Genomic DNA, 21,712 nt, shown 5'->3' on the forward strand with positions numbered 1-21,712 from the left:
GCGCCGTTAGCCCAGGTCGAGAATCGAATGGAGCTGTGTTCGCGGCAGGACGCGATCATTAGAGTGAGCCGCATGGACATGCGGAGGATCGTCGCGGTGCTGGCCGAGGAAGCCGAGCAGCAGATCGAAGACCAGGTATGGGAGGTGGCATCGAGCGATCGCGCCCTGGCTCTGGAGGTCGAGGCCGGTCTGCGCAAAGTTGTTGGACTGCCCGATGTCCAGGAGGCGTTGACGGAGATCGACCGGCTCGAACGCCTGCGGGAAGCGCTCGCCGCCCTCGCGATCTGCCTCGCTCGTACGCACGGACGCTTGGCCTGGTTTCTCTCCGGGGCTATCAACGCGCTCGAACCGATCCTGCGCTGGCGTGCCCTGCCTGCTGGCCGTGGTGGCACCTTCGGGACCGTCCGGCCGAGCCTTGATGAATACGCGGAGGCGGAGGATGCCGTCCGCCGGCTGCAGGACGCCTTCGCCCGCATCACCGCCGAGTGAGTGCCTGACGATTCCGTCACCGTTTGCCCGGGTCAGAACGCGGCTCGGACCTGAACTCACATCTCAGTGGTGAGCTGGATCGGTGTGCTGAGGAGGAAGAGCTGGCCGGCCGCGGCGGCGACCGGGAAATCGAAGACGCCGAGGAAGGAGCCGGTGATCAGCAGCAGAGCGCGGTCATCGCGGACCCGGCGGCGCCACTCGCGGGTGGCGGTGATCTCGCCGTCGAACCAGGTCAGGCCGCCGGGTCGGCGGATGACAAGTCGGGAGTCGACCAGAGCTGCTGACCAGCCAGGTTGGGGGCCGACGCCCAGTGCATGGGCGGTGCCGCGGTCGGCCCAGCCGTCTTCGAGGACCAGCAGGCGGCCCACCACCCGTGCCCCCGCTCCAGAGAAGGCCGCCGTGCTCGCGTCTGCCCACACCAGTACATGGCGTGTCGCCTCCACCGACGTCCGCACCGTCCCCTGTCCCACCTGCGGCGCCCGCCCCAGAGAGCACTGCGTGACCTTGCGGGGCAAACCGTCCGCGGTCCTTCACCGCGACCGCACCCACCGATACCTGCACATCCGGTTCGGCCTGCCCCCGCACATCCCGACGACCTGGCAGTTCATGCTCTCCCCCGTGGCCGCCCGCAAGCGCGGCGCCCTGCTGCGGGCCAAGCCCCGAAACCCGGCCGAGCGCCCCTGGGAGCTGCGCACCGACGACCTCGTCGACCAGCTGGCCGTCGACCCGTTCGCCATCGAGGCCGCCGTGGTCGCCGACGCCCTCGGACAGACCACCGACACCGTGACGGAGCTCCTCTACAACCCGGACTGGATCAGCGAGTCGGTCGACGCCCTACGGCGCACGGTCCACGAACTCCAGATCCGGGACGAGACGGCGTGCCTGCTCGCGGGCGGCAGCGACGACGTACTGCAACAGCGCCGTCAGGCGGTGGCCCGTCGCCTCAAAGAAGTCCTCACGCTGGCCGACAGCCGTCGCAAGGCGGCCCTCGCAGAGACGGTCTCCACACCGACCGCCCCCGACCCGGACCGGATCGCCGCCTCCTGGGTCGGCCGCTACCTGCCCGACGAACGCAAAGCCCTCTTCGACCGGCACGCCGAAGCCGCTGGAACGAGCCTGGTCCTCACCGGCAGGAACGCCTTCCTCACCCGTGTCCGCGACCTCCTGCACACCGGCCAGCTTCGAGCCCCCGTCACCGAAGAGGTGACCCGACTGCTGGGCGCCCCACCGGACACCCTCCGGGAGGCCGTCCTGCGCGACGCCCTGCAGAACAGCAACCGCCTCGATGCCCTCAGCCACCCGCTGCTCCTCGAATCCTGGCAGCGCAAGCTGGAGTTCCTGCGAACGGTGACCGCGAAACCTGCCCGCAACCAGCGCACCGACCGTCTCACCCCCCTCGACGCCGACGCACCGGCGCGGCTGCCCGTGGGCGCAGCCGACGAACTCGCCGGCCACCGCCAGGTGTTCGCCCGCCTTGTCGAGTGCTCCCAGGAGTGCGAGAGGCTGCGCCTTGCGCTGAAGGACGCTGTTGCGCTCGCTGAGTCGGCGGACCCCGCGCGCACGGCCGTCCACCGTGTGGTCGAGGCCGCTGAGGCCGAACTCTGTCAACGCCATCCCGGGCTCTTCGTGATCGCCAGGGCCTTCCTCTACCCGCATCAGGACGACAGTGGGCGCCTCGGTGCCCCGTGGCCGGAACAGCAAGCCGATACACGGCGTACCGCCCTGCTGGCGATGGCCCGCTACACCCAGACGCCCACGTCGACGCGGATCCGACTGGACCCGCTCCCTCTTCACGGATAGGCAGGCCTGCCCATGGACACCTTCACTCGCCAGTTCGTCAGCAATGCCTTCGGCGACAGGTGGATTGACAGCCTCGCAGACCTCAGAAGCGGGCTGCGCGACCCTGACTCCTCGTACACCGCGACCGTCCGAGAAGGACTGCGCGCACTGATCGACACCAAGGAGCTCACGCCGCGCCAGTGGGAGCAGCTGACTCACGTGCCTATGCCGTCGGCCACCGCCTTGTACACCTACCTCGACAAGGCCTACGAGTTCCTCTTCTCCCAGGGCCCGCTGCCCCGGGATCCCCGTCGTCGCACACCAGCCGCCCGCGATGGGCACGACCGTCGGGCCTGCCAGGCGCCCTCTCCACGTCGGCAGCAAGGTGGTGGGGCGGTCCGGACCTGAACGTCGCGGGTACGGCCCGAGCCCGGGCTGCTGCGGCCGCCCGGCAGCCGGTTGATGAGGAGAGGCGTTGAGTTATGGGTCCGTACGGGCAGGCCGCCGGCATCCCGAGCCCGGGAGCGCCCGGCGTTGACCAGGCAGTACGTCCGCCACGTCAGTCGGCCGGCTCGATCCGCTGCCGCACGGCTGCGGATCGCGGGCCGGTCCGGGGCCACAGGGAGAAGCCGGGTCAGTGGCCGCCGCTGGATTCGGGCGCCGTGATCGACACCTCCGCCCGCCAGGAGAAGGCCCGCCGGGAAGGAAGCGAACCGGGAAGCGGCGCAGCCGGCACGACATGACCGGGCAATCCAGGGCGCTTGCAGCGGCTCGGCACAACGAGTTCACGCGCTCCTGACCAGTGGCGAAGTCGCCAGGCTGGCAGCTGTCGTGGCCAACTGGCGCCGACAGGTGCAGGCGCGTCGCCCTGTGTCCGGGGGGGCTGTTGAGGGTCGAGCGGCAGACCTATGCTCGAAGTATGGGTATTGGTGATGTCTTATCCCATTCCTCTTCAAAGCTGGACGTAGACGGCGTACTCTGGTCGAAGATGGACGGACTGCCGGATGGCCTGACCTATCCCGTCTTTGCCCACCTGCTGGACACGGTTGCTGTCTGTCTGGCCCTATGGGACTTGCACCTCTCCGAAGGTCAACAACGCATCTTCACGGCGGGGTTGGGCCTGGACCCCGACTCCACGGCCGACCGGCAGCGCGCCCGGTCCCTGCTCGCCTGCTGGGCGGGCTGGCACGACCTGGGCAAGATCGGAAACTTCCAGACCCTGGCTCCTGCGGCGTTCGCCCTGCTGAGGCGCTACCCCGTCCTGCCGTCCGCGGCCCGAGGGCTGTCCCACGGCGAGTGCACCCAGCTCATCCTCGCCGCGCGACTCCCAGCGTACGGGTACGACAGCACGGGCGACGGCCTGCCCGTGGCGTCACCGGCACGCCGGCTCGCCCAGCTGCTCGGCGGCCACCACGGTCGGATCTTCCCGCAGCCCCACCGTGACTACCTTCGCCATCCGGCCCTGGTTCCAGGGCTGTTGGGAGGAGGCCGGTGGGAGGAGCAGCGGGCTGCTCACCTGATGGTGGTCGCCGAGGCTGTGGGGAGGCCGACGCCGCCGCAGGTGCTGTCGGTGGAGACCGCGGTGCTGGCGGGCGAGGCGGTTGTGCTCGCGGACTGGCTTGCTTCACAACTGACCTTCGTGGTCGACCAGTTGAAGCACCTGGGCGCGGTTGGTCCGCCGGTGGTGGAGGCGCACTGGGAGCGGGCGCTGGCAGCCGGCCCACGGTTGGTGGAGACCGCCGGCCTGGGCCTGCCGGAGTGGAAGGAGACACCGCTGTCATGACGTTCAAGGACTGGTTCGATTTCGAGCCGAATCGGCTGCAGGCATCGCTGCTGCGTCTGCTGCCCATCTGCGCCGTCCCGGGCCGGGCAGGGATGGTGGTGCTGATGTGGCCCACCGGGACGGGGAAGACGGAAGGGGCCCTGTGGGTCGCGCGGTGGCTCGGAGGGCTACGGATGGGACTCCATCTGGCGCTTCCCACCACCGCCACCACCGACTCGGCACACGCGCGGGTCCTGGACTGGACTCGCCGCGCGCTGGCCGCATCGTCGCCGGTGACGCTGGCCCACAGCCGTAGCGGGCACACCGGGCAGAACGTCGTGCTCAGCCACAACGGCGACGAGGCCGCGGTGGTGACGACCGCACCGGAGTTCCTCTACGGACGCGGCCGACCGGTGCTGGCCGGCGTGACCGTCTCGACGATCGACCAAGTGCTTCTGGCGGTCCTGAGGATCCGGCACAACCTCCTCAGGATGGGCGGCCTGACCCGCAAGGTGCTGATCGTGGACGAATGCCACGTCTACGACCCCTACATGCAGAGCCTGCTGCGCACCGTCCTGGCCTGGTGGGGCGCGCTCGGTGTGCCGGTCGTCCTGATGTCGGCGACCCTCCCCCGCGCGCTCGCCCGCGATCTCGCCTCGGCCTACCTGTCCGGGTCCGCGCCCGGTGTCGAGCTGCCCGACTTCGAGCCCGCCTACCCGGGGTGGTTCCACATCGACGGCGAGACCGGCCACCCCACCGTGGTGGGGCCGGTCGATGCCGGGCGGGAGAGGGCACTGGACGTGCGGCTGGTCGGTCTCCCGGGCTCGCATCGTGCGACACGCCGGAACGTGATCCCCGACTGCGACCGGGCCCGTGCCCGAATCGTGGCGGAGCTGTTCACCGGCAGCCGGACGCGATCGTGTGTGCTGGCGGTGTGCAACACCGTCGACTCCGCGCAGAACACCGCGCTGGCGCTCCGACGGCTGTTGCCGGCAGACGTCGAGATCTTCCTCGTCCACGCGCGCTACCGCGAGATGGACCGCGCGGGCGCCACCACGATCGTCGAGCGCGCCTTCGGCAGGCGACGCGTGAAGCGTCCTCGGCGCGCGGTGCTCGTGACGACCCAGGTGTGCGAGCAGTCGCTGGACCTGGACCTGGACCACGTGGTCACGGACCTGGCACCGCTGCCGACGATCATCCAGCGGGCGGGTCGTGGCCGCCGCCACGACCACCACCGCCGCGTCCGCGTGCCGATCACCGGACTGGTCCCGCTCACCGACGAAGGACTTCCCGACGACGGACGCTGGGAGTCGATCTACAGCACCGCCGTGATGAGGGCCAGCCGTGAACTGCTGGAGAAGCCCGGAGAGATCACGGAGCCCGGCGACGTGCAGCCCCTGCTGGAGGCGCTCGCCGAGCGGCTGAACGGCGACAGCCTGGACAAGGACGTGCTGTCCCACCAGGACGTCGAGCGCGCCATGGCGGAGGCGGCCCGCCCGGTGCTCATCCCGCATCCCCGGAAGCTGGTGGACCTGTTCGACCTGACCGACCTGTCCGGCACCGACCAGGAAGCTGCCACCCGCTACCGGCTCGACAGCGTCCAGGTCCTCCCGCTGTGGCACCGACCGCACGGGCACCTTTCCCTGGAACCCGACACCGACCTCCCCCTGCCGGCCCGGCTGCCGGACGACCTGGACCCGATCCGCGACCGCCTCGTCTCCACCCGGCACGCCACGTGGCAAAAGCACCTGGGCCCGGACGCGGCCCCACCCGCCGGCTGGGCAGGCGACAAACGCCTGGGACCGCTCGTCCTGCTCGTACACCCAGCCCCCGGCACCCCGGTGCATGCCGCGGGCTGGACCCTGTTCTACGACCGCTACCTGGGTCTGGTGGCCCGACCTCCGACCCCGGAGGAGTAGACGATGACCGCCCCGCTCCACGACCTCGACCTGGCCCACGGGCCCTGGATCGGCTGCCGCTACCGCGACGGCACCACCCGACTCATCGGCCTGCACGAGATGATCGCCGACGCGTCCTTGATCGCGGACCTCACCCTGCCCTACCCGATCGCCTACGGCGCCTTCTACCGCGTCGCCGCCGCCATCGCCTACCGCGTCACCGGCCTGGACCGCCTGCGCCCAGGCGAGACCACCGCCTCCTGGTACCGGCGGCGCAACGCCCAGTTCGGCTCCGGCTTCGACCCCAGGACCGTCGACCGGTACTTCCGCAAGGTCGCCCCGCACCTGTTCCTCTACCACCGGCGCTACCCGGCGTTCCAGGATCCTCGGCTGGCCGAGGAATGCCCGCACACCTCGGGGATCGGCAAGCTGGTGATCGGACGCGCCGTCGGCAGCGCCCGACCCTGGTTCGAGGCTACGGACTCCGGGGGCCCGAAAGCGCCGGTACCCTCCGCGGAGGCCGCGCTGCAGCTGCTGATGTGGACCTACTACGGAACCGGAGGCACCCTGAGCACCCGTGCCCACGGCCCCGTGAACACTCAGGCCGGGTGCATGTCCGCTGTGCTGCGCGGCACCGTCGGCTACCACCCCATCGGCCCCGACCTGCACACCACACTCCTGGCCCACCTCACCGCACCCGACACCATCCGCGACGAGCTCGACCTCGCTCCCTGGGAGAACGCCGCGCGCGCCGACCCGACACGGCCTCCGCCCTCGCCCGCGGGCCCGGTCTCCCTGCTCACCGGCCGCACCCGGCACGCGATCCTGCTCCTCCCGAGCCCCGACGGCGGCTCCGCCACCGACTGCTACCTGACCTGGGGCGCCCGCAACCCTCCCCACAAACCGAGCACGGCCGAGGAGCACGTCGAACCCTTCCCCGACCCGTACCTCTCCTACCGGCGCACCAAGACGAGCGGCGCGCGCTCCTCCGCGGTGAAGGGCGACGGCGGCCGGCAGCTGTTTCGCGACCTCGACGTCCTGCTCAACGACCCCGCCACCGAGCCGGAACGCGCCCGCCGAGCACCGAGCCGACCCCTGGTCCTGGCCTCCTGCGACCACATCCCCGACGAGATCATCGACACCCTGCGGCTGCGTGTGGTCGGAGCCGAACAGGAACGCGACAAGACCAACGACCGTCAGTGGTGGACCACCACGACACCACCGCTGCTCGCCCACACCGCCGCACGCGATCCCGAAGGCGCCCGGCTCATCAGCGCGGCCGTGCACGAAGCCGACCTCGCCGGCTGGCACCTCGACAACGCCCTGGCCGAGGCCTTCAACGACCGGCCCGCCGACGCACCAGCCCGCGCCGCCCGTATCGGCCTGCACTTCTGGACCCGCGCCGAGAGCAGCTTCTGGCACCTCTACGACACCCATCGACTCGACGACGCCACACGCCACATGCGAGTGGCCGCACTCGACGCCTTCGACCAGCTCACCGCTGACCTCACCCGTAACCCGTCCGCCGGCGAACGCGTCGCCCGGGCCCGCGCCCGCCTCCCCCTGCCCCCGAGAAGGACCCCGCCATGACCACCACCGAAGCCGAGCCACGCCGAACCCGCGCAGCCAACTTCGTCGACCACATCACACACGTGATCACCACCGATCCGGCCGCGCGCAGGGCCCTGGCCAGCGGCCTCGGCCACTGGCCCAGCCAGCAGCCCCCCGGCCCCATGCACCAGTACGTCGCCCCCTGGCTGCCCCCCGGCCTGCACCCGAGCCGCCAGCGCGCCTACTACACCGTCGCCGCCCTGATGAGCACCGCGAACCGCTCCGGCACCGGCTCGCGCACCAGCATCGGCACCGCACTGGGCCACGCATCGGCACACATGTCACGCGCCACCACGAAACACCAGCTGAACCGGCTCGTACGCCCGAACCCCGACGGCCCGTACGGCGACCTTCGCGGTGCCGTCCGCCTCACCGAGAGCGCGGGCGTCCCCCTCGACTGGGCCCGTCTCCTCAGCGAACTCGAAACCTGGTACTTCAACGGCCCCCGGACCTGCACCACCTGGCAACAGGACTACTTCCGCACCATCTCCCGACACGACCACCAAGAGAGAAACGACGATCATGAATGACACCCAACTCCCCGCAGCCTTCCTGGACATCCACGTCATCCAGACCCTCCCGCTGTCCGGACTGAACCTGGACGGCGACGGCACCCCGAAGTCCGTCGTGCTCGGCGGAGTCACCCGCGCCCGCATCAGCCCCCCGTCCAAGAAGCGCCCCGTACGCAAGCACATCGAGCAGGAGTTCCCGGACCAGGAGGCCGAGCGCACCCGTCGCCTCGTCCACGAAGTCCGCGACCTGCTGGTCCGGGCAGAAGGATGGACCGAGGACCTCGCGACCTTCGCGGCACGAGACCTCTTCACCGCGGCCTCCGGCGGCCACATGTCCCTGGGCAGCTCAGCCGACGACCTCCAGGCCAAGGACCCGCTCTCCACCGCGGCCTTCATCTACACCCCCACCACCACGGCCCACCGCATGGCGGACACCGCCGCCCGCCGCAAGCACGACTACGAGATCGCCCTCAAGGAAGCCGAAGCCGGCACCACTAAGCCCCAGCGCGCGACCGCCAAGTCAAAGGCGAAGGACGAGGCCGGCACCGTCACCGACCCGGCCGACCTCGAAGGACTGCTCGCCGGCGCCAACGCCTCGATCGCCCTGCTCGGCCGGACCCTCATGGAGATCGACGGTGCCGAACGCGACGCCTGTGTCCAAGTCGCCTCCGCCTTCACCACCCACGAAGCGGACATCGAGATCGACTTCTTCGTCGCGGTCGACGACTACGCCGCCAAAACCAAGGACGCGCCCGCCGTCGGCCTCATCGGCGACCGGCGCCTCGTCGCCGGCACGTTCTACATGTTCTCCACCATCGACCTGCAGACGTTCGCCGAGGCCATCGACAACGACCACGCCCTCGCACGCGAGATCTGCCGCAGCTACATCGACGGGTTCATCCACACCCTGCCGAAGACCGGACAAACCTCCTCGGCCGCCTGGACCATGCCCGACCTGGTCCACCTAGCCGTACGCACCGACCGGCCCGTCAACCTCTCCACCGCCTTCGACGACCCCGTCACCGGCCGCCACGGCCACGTCGACGCCTCCATCGCCCGCCTGTCCGAGTACGCCAAAACCATCCAGCGTCTGACCGCCGGCCGAGGCCTCCTGCACTCCGTCCACGCCTACACCGGCACCACCAAACTCCCCGGCCTCGGAACCCGCGTCGACGCCTACGAACAGGCCACCGAATCCGCCCTCGACGCCGCCTTCGGGAAGACACCATGAGCACCCGCCAAGCGCTCGTCCTGCGACTCACCGCACCCATGCAGTCCTGGGGAGTGCGCGGGGGCTTCGCCGACTACCGCGACACCGCCACCCACCCCACCCGCTCCGGAGTCCTCGGACTCCTCGGAGCAGCTCTCGGCCAATCCCGCAGCGAAGCCCCCGGCCCCCTCACCGCCCTCGACCTCACCGTCCGCATCGACCGGCCAGGAACCCCGATGCAGGACTACCAGACCATCGGCGGCCAGAGCCGCACCGAAGTCGTCCCTTGCGCGAACGGCCACCTGCGCACCGGAGCGGTCATCACCCGCCGCGCCTACCTCGCCGACGCCGCCTTCACCGTCATCCTCACCGGACCTGCCGCCCTCCTACGCAAGGTCTCCGACGCCCTCGACCACCCCGTCCACCCGCCCTACCTCGGACGCCGAGCCTGCCCCCCGACCGAGCCCTACAACCTCGGCATCCACCAGGGAAGCGTCACCCACCTCCTCAAAACCACCCCACTCGACCGACAGAAACCCCGCACCGACGACTCCGTGACCATCTACGTCATTGCCACCATCACCCCCGATGACCCACGCGTCACCCATACCCTCAACGACGACCCCCACGGCGCCCGCCACTTCGCCGAACGCGCCCTCGCCCGCTCCACCCTCACCCTGCCGGCCGAACTCTGCTCCGGCCGCGGCGCAGCCCCCCGCTACACAACGCTCCACGAATTCCGCTACGGCCCGCCGCACTCCACCGACACCCCGAAGCCACGATCATGACCACCGCCCACCTCACCGAAATCCGGCTCAACACCGCCTCACGCGACGTCCAAGCCGACCTACGCCACGGCGGACTCGGCTTCCACCGCCGCACCGAACGCCTCTTCCTGCCCGACGGCTACACCGCCCCCAGGAGCAGCGCCACCGGCCCCCGCCCCGACCTCGGACTCCTCTGGCGCCTCGACACCAACCGCACCGGCCTGAAACTCCTCATCCAGTCCACCGATCCGCCCGACCTCACCACCCTCCCTGACCACTACGGCACCGCCCGCACCACCGAACTCGGCCCCTACCTCGACCACCTCGCCACCGGCCAACACGTCCACTACCGCCTCACCGCCAGCCCGGTCCACTGGGCCCGCGACAAGAACACCGGAAAACCCCTACGCAACCGCATCCCCTGCACCGGCCCCGACGTCACCCACTGGTGGACCCGCCGCGCCCCCGACCTCGGCCTCGACCCCTACACCACCACCACCTTCCAACTCACCCCCGTCACCGGCGTCGCCGACCACAACCCCCACATGCGCCTACCCCTCACCCGCTACGACGGACTCGCCACCATCACCGACCCCACCCACCTCCGCACCGCCATCCTCCAAGGCATCGGACGCTCCAAAGCCTTCGGCGCCGGCCTCCTCACCCTCGCCCCACCCAACTAACCAAGCGAATCCAGCTCCTTGACAACTGAACAGAAAAACGCCGATCCACCCGAAACACCGCAGCTCACGAAGTGTCCGCCCCGCGCGGCCGGGGGTGTGTCTCGAGTCGGAGTCGGCAGAGCGGATCGGCACGGGTCCGCCCCGCGCGGCCGGGGGTGTGTCCCGGCGCAGCGGCTTGAAGCAGTACGCGCACCGGTCCGCCCCGCGCGGCCGGGGGTGTGTCCACCCGAAGGGTCAAGACCTTGACCACCACCGTGTCCGCCCCGCGCGGCCGGGGGTGTGTCTGCCCTCCGGCCCGATCACCTTCGCGTGCCGGAGTCCGCCCCGCGCGGCCGGGGGTGTGCCCGCCGACATCACCAAGCTCGCCATGGTGCGCCTCATCCTCCTGCGCGGCCGGGAGTGTGCCCACCCAGTCACACGACTTCGGCCACCGCGCCGCGGTCTGCCCCGCGCGGCCGGGGGTGTGCCCACGCGCTGACACGAGGACGACCTGTGCGGACGGCCCGCCCGCGCGGCCGGGGGTGTGCCGACGTCGAGGCCCGTAGTTTCCGTGTCCAGGGCGTTCGCCCCGCTCGGCCGAGGGCGTGCCGTAGACCAGCAGCGCGGCGAAGTCCGCCCTGCGGCCGGGGGTGTACCGGCGCTGCACGAGCTCCTCAAGGTCCAGGACGGGCCCGCCCCGCTCGGCCGGGGGTGTGCCGACATTTCCGGCTTCGTCCAGGTCGAGGTGGACGTCCGCCCCGCGCGCCCGGGGGTGTGCCCAGGAACGGGATCAGCAGGTCCTCGCTTTTGGAGTCTGCCCCCGCTCGGCCGGGGGTGTGCCGTGGACGAAGCCGTAGACCAGCAGCGCGGCGAAGTCCGCCCCGCGCAGCCGGGGGTGTGCCCTGGCTCATCTTCGCCAGCCTGTGCGCGCTCGGGTCTGCCCCGCTCGGCCGGGGGTGTGCCCCCCCCCTGTGCACCCTGTACGCCAACTCCTCTCGACACCTACGGCCAGTGACCACACCGTCGGCCGCTGAGCGGTACCTGGAGCACGTGACCGCCGGGCCCGGCGCAGTGATGACCGAGGAGGTCGGCTGCATCACCGGCGAGCTGACCGTCGTCACCACCGCCTTCCCCGCCGGCCAGGCGCGGGTCGCGGTCCAGTACCGCGGCGGCGAGGCGTGAGCACCACGACGAGTGCGACGGTGAGCTGTACGAGGGCGGTACCTGCCCCTGTGACTTGATCGCCGAGCTGGGGCCCGTACGACCGTGAGGACCCGTTACTGGGACAACCTCTGACCTCAGCTGAAGCTCGTTGGAAACGAATCCCCACCGCCTGCTCGGGGTACGAGGCAGACCTGCTCACTGGATTGGCCACCAGGAGGCCCGTTGCCAGCCGCGAGTAGGAGGCTGGACAGCTGTCAACGCCGAGATTGATCATGGTGGCCGGATCGGCCCGCGCTGGTGGGTGGTCTTCAATGGAGCTGTGAAGCCTTCTCCTGGTAGGTTGTTTGCCTCGACAGTGCCGTACTACGCGAGGTTCCGGCCCGCGTACGATCCCCGCCTGTTCGCCCTGCTCGGCTGGCGTTTCTCTCTGGACGGCTCCCAGCGCGTGCTGGACCTGGGGGCGGGCAGCGGGGCGCTCACGCTGCCGCTGGCTCCCCTCCTGCGCGAGGTGATCGCCGTCGATCCGGAGCCTGCCATGCTCTCCGAGGGCCGCCGGCTCGCCGCCCGGGCAGGGGTGACCGGTATCGACTGGCGACTCGGAAGCTCCGACACGCTGCTCGCGATGGACGTGGGACCGGTGCTGCTGACGGTGATGGGAGCCTCCTTCCACTGGACGGACCGGGAACGGCTGCTACGCGACCTGGACAGCCTGATCGAGCCCGGGGGTGCGGTGGTACTGGCGACCTGCGGCGCCCAGCACGACGACCTCGAACCGCCACCCTGGCTGCGCGTGGTCGAGGCGGTCCGTCGTCGCCATCTGGACCTGGAGCGCCTGCGGGGATCCGGGCCGGCCGGGTACCCCGACGTGCGTCACCAGGATGTCCTGCTCCGCTCACCGTTCTCCCGGATCGAGGAGGTCCACTGGGACCGGACGGTCAGCCGCAGCGTGGACGAGATCGTCGGTCTTCAGCTCTCCTACAGCTTCACCAGCCCGGCCGCACTCGGCCCCGACCGGGCGGCCTTCGAGGATGACCTCCGCCAGGCCCTGAACACCTTCGCTCCCGACGGCGGACCGTTTGACGAGCGCGTCCGTACAGAGGCGGTTATCGCCGCCCGTGCTACAGCCTCAGACCACGATCCATCCCATCGATAACGGCTGGCCCGGTACTGCTCGCCAGTAGCCGCAGTCATCCCGCTGGCCGTTCGAGGGGCTGGGCCGGACAAACCGTCCGGGTGGGGCCGCCGACGACTGTCCGCACCGGACCCCACGGGGACGGGCGAGTCCGGCCTTCGATGCACGCTCGACCAAGTGGGGAATCGGGAGCGAGCCTGGCCGTTTTTGCTTTCGCAGATGCTCATCAGTACGGGTGGGGCACCGGTTCAGGACTGGGGAACCCGCGCCAGACGGACGGCGGCTTCGAGCATCAGAGCGTGGACGAAGGCCTGGGGCAGGTTGCCGCGTAGCTGGCGCTGGGCGACGTCGAACTCCTCCGCGTACAGGCCGGCGGGTCCGCAGGCGGCGCGGTTGCGTTCGAACCAGCGCACCGCCTGGACGTCGTTGTGCTGCTGGTGCTCGGCCAGGGCCATGACGAACCCGCACAGCAGGAACGCCCCTTCCGCGTCCTTGAGGGGCCGCTGGTCGTGGCGGAACCGGTAGACGTAGTGGTCCTGGGCGAGGTCGGCGCGCACGGCGTTCAGGGTGGCGGTGGTGCGGGGGTCGTCGGCAGGCACGGCGCCGCGGATCGCGGGCAGCAGCAGGGCCGCGTCGACGCCTGTCCGGCTCGGGGAGCGCTGCCACCGGCCGGTGGGATGCAGGCAGTCGGCGGAGGTCTCGGCGACGATCGCGTCCGCCAGTGCCTCCCAGCCTGCGGCGCGCCCGCCGTCGGCGCGCGGTGCTGCGGCGGCGATAGCGCGCAGCCCGGCGGCGCAGGTCAGGCGGCTGTGCGCCCAGCGGTCGTCGTGCAGTTCCCAGATGCCGGCGTTCGGCTCGCGGTGTCGGGTGGCGATCACGTCGGCGGCGGTGAGGGCGGCGTGCCAGCCGTCCGCGTCGAGCCGGTCGTGGCGGGCGGCGGCGGCCAGTAGCAGCAGGCACTCGCCGAACACGTCCAGTTGGAACTGGCGGTTGACGTGGTTGCCGACCACGTCGAAGCCGCCGGGGTAGCCGGGCAGGTCCAGGGTGCGCTGGTCGGGCACCCTCGCGCCGGTGGCGGTGTAGGCGGGCGCGAGCGCCGGGCCGTGTTCGAGCAGGCGGGCGGTGACGAAACGCGTGGAGTCGTCCAGCAGTCGGTGCGCTCCGGCGGCGGCGGCGGCCTGGCCGATGTAGGCCTGGTCGCGGATCCACACGTATCGGTAGTCGTAGTTGCGGCCCTGTTCCGCGCGTTCGGGCAGGCTGGTGGTGGCTGCGGCCACCGTGCCGCCGCCGGGGCCGGTCAGGCCGGCGAGGACCGCGTAGGCGTGCCGGGCGTCGCGCTGGCCGAGTGTGCTCGCGAGGTCGGGCACGCGTGCCTCCCAGGCCGCCTCGGTGGAGCGCCACAGCACATCGGCTGGCTCCGGGGGCGGCAGCGGCCGGTCGGAGATCTCCAGGACCAGGTCATGGCTGGCTCCGGGCTCCACCCGCAGCGTGGCGTGCAGGGCCGCGTCGCCGCGCCGGGCGTCCGGTGCCCCGCTCCAGCGCAGGTACAGCTCCCCGGCCCGGGCCGTCCAGCGTCCCTGCCCGTCCCGACGCACTTGGCGCAGCCGGTGGGCGCCGAAGCCGGCTGCGGGGTGCAGGTTCGCATCGAGGCCGGCGTCGCCGTCGACGGCCAGGATCCGGCGCAGCAGCACGACGCGGTGGGGGTCGCCGGGAAAGGCGAGGGCTTCGCGGCACTCGACGATGCCGCTGGTGGTGGTCCAGCGGCTGCGCCAGATGAGGCTGCCGCTCTCGTAGTAGCCGCCCCAGACGGACGGCGCCGTAGGGGTGACGGTGTACCAGCCGTGGCCGCCGATGAGGGCGGAGAAGACGGCGTCGCTGTCCCAGGTGGGCGCGCACAGCCACACGACGTCGCCGCGCGGGCCCACCAGGGCGCCGCGCTCGCCGTCCGCGAGCAGCGCGTAGTCGCGCAGGGTATGAGGGTCGGGCGGGCCGTCGGCGTAGCGGGTCAAGGTCTCGGCTCCTTCGGGTCGGGGTTGCCCGCGGGCGCGGTGAGGCCGCGCTGCCGGTTCGCCCGGGGCGCTGCGGTCGGGGTTGTGGGGCCGCCGTCGTCATCACATTCGGACGCGGAATCGGCGCGCCACCTCGGGGCGAACCGTCAGGCCCAGGCCAGGCCGTCCGCCCCGGCCCGGGCGCACCGATCCGCCGCCGGGACTGAGCGCCCCCTGGAACAGGAGGTCCTCGATCCGGACGTGGTCGTGGAACCACTCCAGGTGGCGCAGGTTGGGGATCGCGGCGGCGGCGTGGGTGTGGACGTGCGGGGCGCAGTGCCCGGACAGCTGGAGGCCGTGTGCCTGGGCGAGGGCGGCGGTGCGCAGCCAGACCGTGATGCCGCCGCAGCGGGTGGCGTCTGCCTGCAGACAGTCGACGGCCGGGGCCATGCGGGCGAAGTAGGGCAGGTCGTAGCCGTACTCGCCGGCGGCGACGTCGGCGGTGACGGCGTCGCGGACGAGGGCGAGGCCGGTCAGGTCGTCGGAGGAGACTGGTTCCTCGAACCAGCTCACTCCCAGGCCGGCCAGGGTCCGTCCGACGCGGACGGCCTGCTTGCGGGTGTAGGCGCCGTTCGCGTCGACGTACAGCTCGGCGTCGTCGCCCACCAGTGAGCGGGCCTGTTCGGTGCGTTCCAGGTCGCGTCGTTCCCCGGCGCCCCACCTCTCGCCGATCTTGATCTTGAATTGGGTGAGGCCCTGCTCGGCCCAGCCGTCGAGCTGCTCGGCGAGCCGGCGGTGCTCGTAGGTGGTGAAGCCGCCGCTGCCGTAGACGGGCACCTCGCTGCGGGCCCGGCCGAGCAGGTCGGCCAGGGGCAGGGCGAGCAGGCGGGCCTTGAGGTCCCACAGGGCGATGTCAACGGCGGAGATCGCGCCGGCGACCAGGCCGGGCCGCCCGGCGTTGCGCATCGCGCGGCTCATCGCCTCGTTCGCGGCCGGGACGTCGAAGGCCGCGTGGCCGACCACCAGGTCCCGGAGTTGTCCGGTGATCACGTGAGCGGTGGCGGGGGCGCCGTAGGTCCAGCCCAGGCCGGTGGTACTGCCGCAGCGGGCGTGCACCAGGATCATGGTGGTGGAGTCCCAGGCGAGGGTGCCGTCGGCCTCCGGGGCGTCGGTGGGGAAGTCGAGGACCTGCACGTGCAGGTCCTCGATGATCGGGGCGGTGGGGGTGGTCATGACGCCGCTCCGGCCGTGCGCGGGGCCAGGAAGGCCCCGGGGCCGGCAGGGAATCGGAGACCGATTGGCTCGCTGCCTGCGTCGCGCTCATCGGCGCGGCGCCCGTCCTGTTCCCGCCCGGCCGGACCGCAGGCGTCTTCGAGACGGGTGATCGGTGTGCGTCGGCGGCGGTCGTCGATGCTCGCATCGACGCGGGTCTCGTGATGGGGCCGCTCGTGTAGGGAGTCCATGGTGCTCACCTCCTCCTGGCGCGGTGCCGGGCGGCGAGGACAGCGCCCGCCGCCAGGCCGGTCACCGTGCCCGCCACGCCTGCGGCCAGCATGCGGGCTGGCGCGGGGCGCGACTTGGGGCGCGGGGCGGCCTTCTCGGGGTGGTCGCCGGGCGGTGGTCCGTCCAGGGCCAGGGCGAGGGCTTCGGCCAGGTGCAGGGCTTCGCGGCCGGTGTCGGCCTGGTCGATCTGGGTGCGGCAGCTGAAGCCGTCGGCCAGGACGAAGGCGCTGGGGGCGGTGTCGCGCACGGCGGGCAGCACGCCCTGTTCGGCGATGGTCATCGACAGGTCGTAGTGCCCCTGTTCGAAGCCGAAGTTCCCGGCCAGGCCGCAGCAGCCCTCGTCGAGCACGTCGGCGTCCAGGCCCGCGCGGCGCATGAGTTCGCGGTCCGGGTCGGTGCCGAGGACGGCGTGCTGGTGGCAGTGCGTCTGTACCGTCGCCGACCGGCTGATCCTGGGCGGTTGCCAGCCGTCGGGGGCGTGGTTGACGAGGTGTTCGGCGAAGGTCCGGGTCTGCTCCGCGAGGCGGATGATGTCCTGGTCACCGGCGAGCAGTTCGGGGGCGTCGGTGCGGAACACCGCGGCGCAGGAGGGTTCGAGCCCGATGATCGGCGTGCCGGCCTCCAGCCACGGCCGCAGGGTTCGTGTGGTGCGTTTCAGGATGCGGCGGGCGGTGGCGAGCTGACCGGTGGAGATCCACGTCAGGCCGCAGCACACCGGCCCGTCCGGCACGGCGACCTGGAAGCCGGCGTCCTCCAGCACGCGGACCGCGGCGGCGGCGATGTGCGGGTGGAAGTGGTTGGTGAAGGTGTCCGGCCAGAGCAGCACGGTCCGCGGGTCGCGCGGATCGGGCCGGGACCTGCCGCAGCGGTGCCAGGTCTCCTGGAACGACTCGGCGGCGAACAGGGGTGCGTCGCGTCGCGGGTCGATGCCTGCCAGCCGCTTTCCCAGCCGTGCGAGGCCGGGGGCGTGCAGCGCGGCGTTGGCCAGGGCCGGCGCGGTCCGGGCCAGCCGTGCCCACAGCGGGAGCCAGCCCATCGCGTAGTGGGCGGCCGGGCGCAGCCGGCCCTGGTAGTGGTGGGCGAGGAACTCGGCCTTGTAGGTGGCCATGTCGACCCCGACCGGGCAGTCGGACTTGCAGCCCTTGCAGGCCAGGCACAGGTCGAGTGCGTCGCGGACTTCGGTGGAACGCCAGCTGCCGGTGACCGGCGAATCTTCGTGGCCGCCGAGCATTTCGAACAGCAGCCGGGCCCGGCCGCGGGTGGAGTGCTCCTCCTCGCCGGTGGCCCGGTAGGAGGGGCACATGACTCCGCCCTGGTGGGTGCGGCAGTTGCCGATGCCCACGCAGCGCAGCACCGCCTGCCCGAAGTCGTTGCCGTCGTCGGCGAAGGCGAAGTGCGTCTGCTGCGGCTCGGGGCGCCACCGCGCGCCCAGGCGCAGGTTGTCGTCCACGCGGTGTGGGTGCACGACCTTGCCGGGGTTCATCCGGTTGCCGGGGTCGAACAGTGTCTTCAGCTCCCCCATCGCATCGACGAGGGGTTGTCCGAACATCCGGGGCAGCAGTTCACCGCGGGCCTGCCCGTCGCCGTGCTCGCCCGACAGCGACCCGCCGTAGGAGGCCACCAGGTCGGCGGCGTCGAACAGGAACGCCCGGAACGCCTCGATGCCCTTGCCCTCGCGCAGCTCGAACGGGATCCGGGTGTGCACACAGCCCTGACCGAAGTGCCCGTAAAGGGAGGCCTGTTGGTAGCCGTACCGGTCGAAGAGCCGCTCCAGGTCGCGCAGGTAGTCGCCCAGCTTCTCCGGTGCGACCGCGGAGTCCTCCCAGCCCTCCCACGTCTCGGAGCCGTCCGGCGGGCGGGCCGTCACGCCGAGGCCCGCTTCCCGGGCTCTGAGCATCTCCCGCTCCCGCACCGGATCGTCGGAGAAGGCCACCGACGCGTCGTCCTCCTCGCGGCCCAGCGCCCGCAGCAGCTCATCGGCCTGTTGGTCGGCCTGGTCCTTCGTGTCCCCGGTGAACTGGAGGAGCAGCCAGCTGTCACCCGCGGGCAGGCGTTCGAGGGAGTCCAGGTAGGCGTGTTCCTCGCGCATCAGCTGCGCCATCCGCCCGTCGATGGCCTCCAACTGGGCGGGCCTGCTGTGCTTGAGCAGGTCGGGAACGGCATCGGCGGCCTGGTAGATGTCGTCGAAGCCCAGCACCAGCAGTGTCTCCGCGGGCGGCACCTCGACCAGCTCCAGCTCTGCCCGCAGGACGGTCACCAGCGTGCCCTCGCTGCCGACCAGGGCGCGGGCCACGTCGAAGCCGTTCTCCGGCAACAGGGAGTCGAGGTTGTAGCCCGAGACCCGGCGCGGGATCTTCGGGTAGCCCGTGCGGATCGCGGCCAGGTGGCGTCCGGTCAGGTCCCGCAGCCCCTGGTACAGACGGAACAGCGGGCCGCCGGCGTCCTCGATCCGCGCGTACTCCTCGTCACTGGTGGGCCCGGCCCAGAACCGAATGCCCTCGTAGGTGACCACCTCGAGGCGGCGGACGTTGTCGACGGTCTTGCCGTAGGCCTGCGCGGACGCGCCGCAGCTGTTGTTACCGATCATTCCGCCGAGCGCGCAGTGCGTGTGGGTAGACGGCTTCGGCCCGAACATGAGCCCATGCGAAGCGAGTTGACGATTCAACTCGTCCAGGACGATGCCGGGCTCCACCACGCAGATCCGGGCCTCGGGGTCGACCGAGACCAGCCGGTTGCAGTACTTGGTCCAGTCGATGACCACCGCCTCGTTGGTGCACTGCCCCCCGAGGCTGGTGCCGCCCCCACGGGAGAGCACCGGCGCCTCGAAGCGGGCGCAGACGGCCACCGTCGCGGCTCCGGCCTCCACCGTGCGCGGTACCACCACGCCAAGCGGGACCTGCCGGTAGTTGGAACCATCGGTCGCGTACGCCCCGCGGCTGCCCGCGTCGAAGCGGACTTCGCCGTCCACCTCGGCCCTCAGCGCCCGCTCCAGCGCGGTCAGATCCACACTCTCGCCGCCGGTCACCGGTCAGCTCCCTCCGTTGCCGGGCAGGAACTCCTGGATCTTGGCCTTCACACCCTGCTGGAGCACCGATCCCCGGTCGCTGTCGCCCTTGAGGACCGACATGGCGGCGGCCTTGATCTGGTCCCAGGTGGCGTGCGGCGGAATCGGCGGCACCGCCGGATCGGTGCGGAAGTCGATGACGAACGGCCGGTCCGCGGCGAGTGCCTGGCGCCAGGCCGTCTCCACGTCCTCGGGCCGCTCGACCCGCCTGCCGTGCAGGCCGAGCAGCTGGGCGATATCGGCGTACCGGACGTCGGGCAGGCTCTGCGAAGGTTCGAACTGCGGTGCGCCCTGCATCGCCCGCATCTCCCAGGTGACCTGGTTCAGGTCGTGGTTGTTCAGCACCGCGACCACCAGGCGCGGGTCGGACCACTCCTGGTAGTACTTCGCGGCGGTGATCAGCTCGGCGAGGCCGTTCATCTGCATCGCGCCGTCGCCGACGATCGCGATCGCCGGCCGGTCGGGGTGGGCGAACTTCGCGCCGATCACGTACGGCACGCCCGGGCCCATGGTCGCCAGCGTCCCCGACAGCGAACCGCGCATACCGCCGCGGAACCGCAGGTGGCGGGCGTACCAGTTGGCCGCCGACCCGGAGTCCGCCGCCACCATCGCGTTCTCGGGCAGCAGCGCGTCCAGGGTGTGCACCACGTACTCCGGGTTGACCGGGTCCGCCGACACCTCGGCGCGGCGCTGCATCACCTCCCACCAACGGGTGGCGTTGTCCTCAATCGTCTTGCGCCACCCGCCATGAGCCTTGCGGTCCAGCATCGGCATCAGCCGACGCAGCGTCTCCCCGGCGTCGCCCACCAGGTTGACCTCGAACGGGTAGCGCAGGCCCACCATGGACGGGTCGATGTCGACCTGCACGGCCCTGGCCTGGTCGAAATCGGGCAGGAACTGGGTGTACGGGAAGCTGGAGCCGACCACGAGCAGGGTGTCGCAGTCCCGCATCATCTCGTACGACGCCCGTGTGCCGAGCAGGCCGATCGACCCGGTCACGTACGGCAGCGTGTCGGGCAGCGCGTCCTTGCCCAGCAGCGCCTTCGCCACACCGGCACCGAGCAGGTCGGCGACCTGCTCGACCTCGGGACGGGCACCTCGAGCGCCCTGCCCGACCAGCATCGCCACCTTCTCGCCCGCGTTGAGGATCTCCGCTGCCTTCGCCAGGTCCTCCTCAGCGGGGACCGGCGCGTAGTGCGGAACGCCGAGGCTGGAGGGGACCTGCTTGAACGCGTGCGCCGGCGGCTCGTAGTCGAGCTCCTGCACATCGGCCGGGATGATCACCGCGGTCACCGTGCGGCGGGTCGCCGCGATGCGCATCGCCCGGTCCAGCACGTTCGGCAGCTGGGCGGGGACGGTGACCATCTCGCAGTACTCCGAGGCCACGTCCTTGTACAGGGACAGCAGGTCCACCTCCTGTTGATAGGAGCCGCCCATCGCGCTGCGGTCGGTCTGCCCGACGATCGCCACCACCGGCACGTGGTCGAGCTTCGCGTCGTACAAGCCGTTCAGCAGGTGGATCGCACCCGGCCCGGAGGTCGCCGCGCACACCCCGGTCCGACCGGAGTACTTCGCGTAGCCGACGGCCTGGAAGGCCGCCATCTCCTCGTGCCGGGCCTGGATGAACCGCGGCCGATCCTCGGCGCGGCCCCAGGCGGCCAGGAGACCGTTGATCCCGTCACCCGGGAAGGCGAAGACGTACTCCACCTCCCACTCGCGCAGCCGCTCCAACACGTAGTCGGAAACCTTCATGACCCAACTCCTCCACAGCGCGGCCCTGGCCTCTCAGCCGCCGGAGAGGCCCCGCGAACACGGCTAACCGCTGGAGCCACGATGAAACAGCCGCAGGTGAGACCGCCCGGGGACTTCGGAAGTATCACCTCAGACGCCGCTGCCAGCAGTCCCATGCCAAACACCTGCGCGCGGGTACCCCGGCTGGGCGCGCGGCGACCAGTCGGGACGACGCCGAAGAATGGCACGGCTCGACCGGCACACACCCGCCGACCGAGAAGAAGAATCCGCCGTCGCCCTGGCAGCCTGATCAACCCCCGAAGGACCTCCGGAGTCGACTACTACGGGCTTGCAGATAATCAACACATCTCTTTGGTGTTGCTCTGAGGAGTCGCTGCGGGCTCGTATCTGGGCATGTGTACGGGCAGGAGTGGGGACGT

At 71.2% G+C, this 21,712-nt stretch carries 17 protein-coding genes; 12 read left to right on the plus strand and 5 right to left on the minus strand.

Going from position 1 to position 21,712, the window contains the following annotated elements; translation table 11 throughout:
• Window positions 1-72: 72 nt before the first annotated feature.
• Complete coding sequence (locus ACIQVZ_RS37740) at window positions 73-489, plus strand: hypothetical protein (RefSeq protein ID WP_402456496.1); 417 nt, start codon at window positions 73-75, stop codon at window positions 487-489.
• Window positions 490-545: 56 nt separating this feature from the next.
• Here the strand turns inward: ACIQVZ_RS37740 and ACIQVZ_RS37745 are convergent, their stop codons facing one another.
• Window positions 546-860: a hypothetical protein gene (locus ACIQVZ_RS37745; protein WP_402456498.1), complete on the minus strand. Its 315-nt coding sequence runs from the start codon at window positions 858-860 to the stop codon at window positions 546-548.
• 127 nt (window positions 861-987) lie between these two features.
• On the opposite strand from ACIQVZ_RS37745, the gene ACIQVZ_RS37750 reads away from it, so the two are divergent.
• From ACIQVZ_RS37750 to ACIQVZ_RS37800, 11 genes are all read left to right on the plus strand, one after another.
• Window positions 988-2,289: a hypothetical protein gene (locus ACIQVZ_RS37750; protein WP_402456500.1), complete on the plus strand. Its 1,302-nt coding sequence runs from the start codon at window positions 988-990 to the stop codon at window positions 2,287-2,289.
• A 12-nt stretch (window positions 2,290-2,301) separates the two neighbouring features.
• Entirely contained in the window at window positions 2,302-2,676 is a 375-nt protein-coding gene (locus ACIQVZ_RS37755) for a hypothetical protein (protein ID WP_402456502.1), read from the plus strand.
• 580 nt (window positions 2,677-3,256) lie between these two features.
• Window positions 3,257-4,051: an HD domain-containing protein gene (locus ACIQVZ_RS37760; protein ID WP_402456504.1), complete on the plus strand. Its 795-nt coding sequence runs from the start codon at window positions 3,257-3,259 to the stop codon at window positions 4,049-4,051.
• On the plus strand, window positions 4,048-5,949 hold the full coding sequence (gene cas3 / locus ACIQVZ_RS37765) for a CRISPR-associated helicase Cas3' (RefSeq protein WP_402456505.1): 1,902 nt from the start codon (window positions 4,048-4,050) through the stop codon (window positions 5,947-5,949). Before ACIQVZ_RS37760 ends, cas3 begins: the two co-directional genes overlap by 4 nt.
• A gap of 3 nt (window positions 5,950-5,952) precedes the next feature.
• On the plus strand, window positions 5,953-7,518 hold the full coding sequence (gene casA, locus ACIQVZ_RS37770) for a type I-E CRISPR-associated protein Cse1/CasA (RefSeq protein ID WP_402456507.1): 1,566 nt from the start codon (window positions 5,953-5,955) through the stop codon (window positions 7,516-7,518).
• Window positions 7,515-8,069: a type I-E CRISPR-associated protein Cse2/CasB gene (gene casB, locus ACIQVZ_RS37775; protein WP_402456509.1), complete on the plus strand. Its 555-nt coding sequence runs from the start codon at window positions 7,515-7,517 to the stop codon at window positions 8,067-8,069. The genes casA and casB overlap by 4 nt, the downstream gene beginning before the upstream one ends.
• Complete coding sequence (gene cas7e / locus ACIQVZ_RS37780) at window positions 8,062-9,282, plus strand: type I-E CRISPR-associated protein Cas7/Cse4/CasC (protein WP_402456510.1); 1,221 nt, start codon at window positions 8,062-8,064, stop codon at window positions 9,280-9,282. Before casB ends, cas7e begins: the two co-directional genes overlap by 8 nt.
• Window positions 9,279-10,049, plus strand: a complete 771-nt coding sequence (cas5e, locus tag ACIQVZ_RS37785; protein WP_402456512.1) for a type I-E CRISPR-associated protein Cas5/CasD — start codon at window positions 9,279-9,281, stop codon at window positions 10,047-10,049. Before cas7e ends, cas5e begins: the two co-directional genes overlap by 4 nt.
• Window positions 10,046-10,711, plus strand: a complete 666-nt coding sequence (locus tag ACIQVZ_RS37790) for a type I-E CRISPR-associated protein Cas6/Cse3/CasE (RefSeq protein ID WP_402456514.1) — start codon at window positions 10,046-10,048, stop codon at window positions 10,709-10,711. Before cas5e ends, ACIQVZ_RS37790 begins: the two co-directional genes overlap by 4 nt.
• A 990-nt stretch (window positions 10,712-11,701) precedes the next feature.
• On the plus strand, window positions 11,702-11,872 hold the full coding sequence (locus tag ACIQVZ_RS37795; RefSeq protein ID WP_402456516.1) for a hypothetical protein: 171 nt from the start codon (window positions 11,702-11,704) through the stop codon (window positions 11,870-11,872).
• Between the two features lie 322 nt (window positions 11,873-12,194).
• Window positions 12,195-13,007: a class I SAM-dependent methyltransferase gene (locus ACIQVZ_RS37800; protein WP_402456518.1), complete on the plus strand. Its 813-nt coding sequence runs from the start codon at window positions 12,195-12,197 to the stop codon at window positions 13,005-13,007.
• A 227-nt stretch (window positions 13,008-13,234) separates the two neighbouring features.
• Here ACIQVZ_RS37800 and ACIQVZ_RS37805 read toward each other — a convergent pair whose 3' ends face one another.
• The 4 genes from ACIQVZ_RS37805 to ACIQVZ_RS37820 form a co-directional block, all read right to left on the minus strand.
• A complete protein-coding gene (locus tag ACIQVZ_RS37805) occupies window positions 13,235-14,995 on the minus strand; it encodes a glycoside hydrolase family 15 protein (RefSeq protein WP_402456520.1) in 1,761 nt (586 codons plus the stop codon).
• Between the two features lie 102 nt (window positions 14,996-15,097).
• A complete protein-coding gene (locus tag ACIQVZ_RS37810; protein ID WP_402456521.1) occupies window positions 15,098-16,207 on the minus strand; it encodes an enolase C-terminal domain-like protein in 1,110 nt (369 codons plus the stop codon).
• Between the two features lie 235 nt (window positions 16,208-16,442).
• A complete protein-coding gene (locus ACIQVZ_RS37815; RefSeq protein ID WP_402456523.1) occupies window positions 16,443-19,502 on the minus strand; it encodes an FAD-binding and (Fe-S)-binding domain-containing protein in 3,060 nt (1,019 codons plus the stop codon).
• A 3-nt stretch (window positions 19,503-19,505) separates the two neighbouring features.
• Entirely contained in the window at window positions 19,506-21,293 is a 1,788-nt protein-coding gene (locus ACIQVZ_RS37820; RefSeq protein WP_402456525.1) for a thiamine pyrophosphate-requiring protein, read from the minus strand.
• Between the last annotated feature and the right edge of the window lie 419 nt (window positions 21,294-21,712).

Source organism: Kitasatospora sp. NPDC098663, assembly GCF_044760075.1.
GTDB lineage: Bacteria > Actinomycetota > Actinomycetes > Streptomycetales > Streptomycetaceae > Kitasatospora.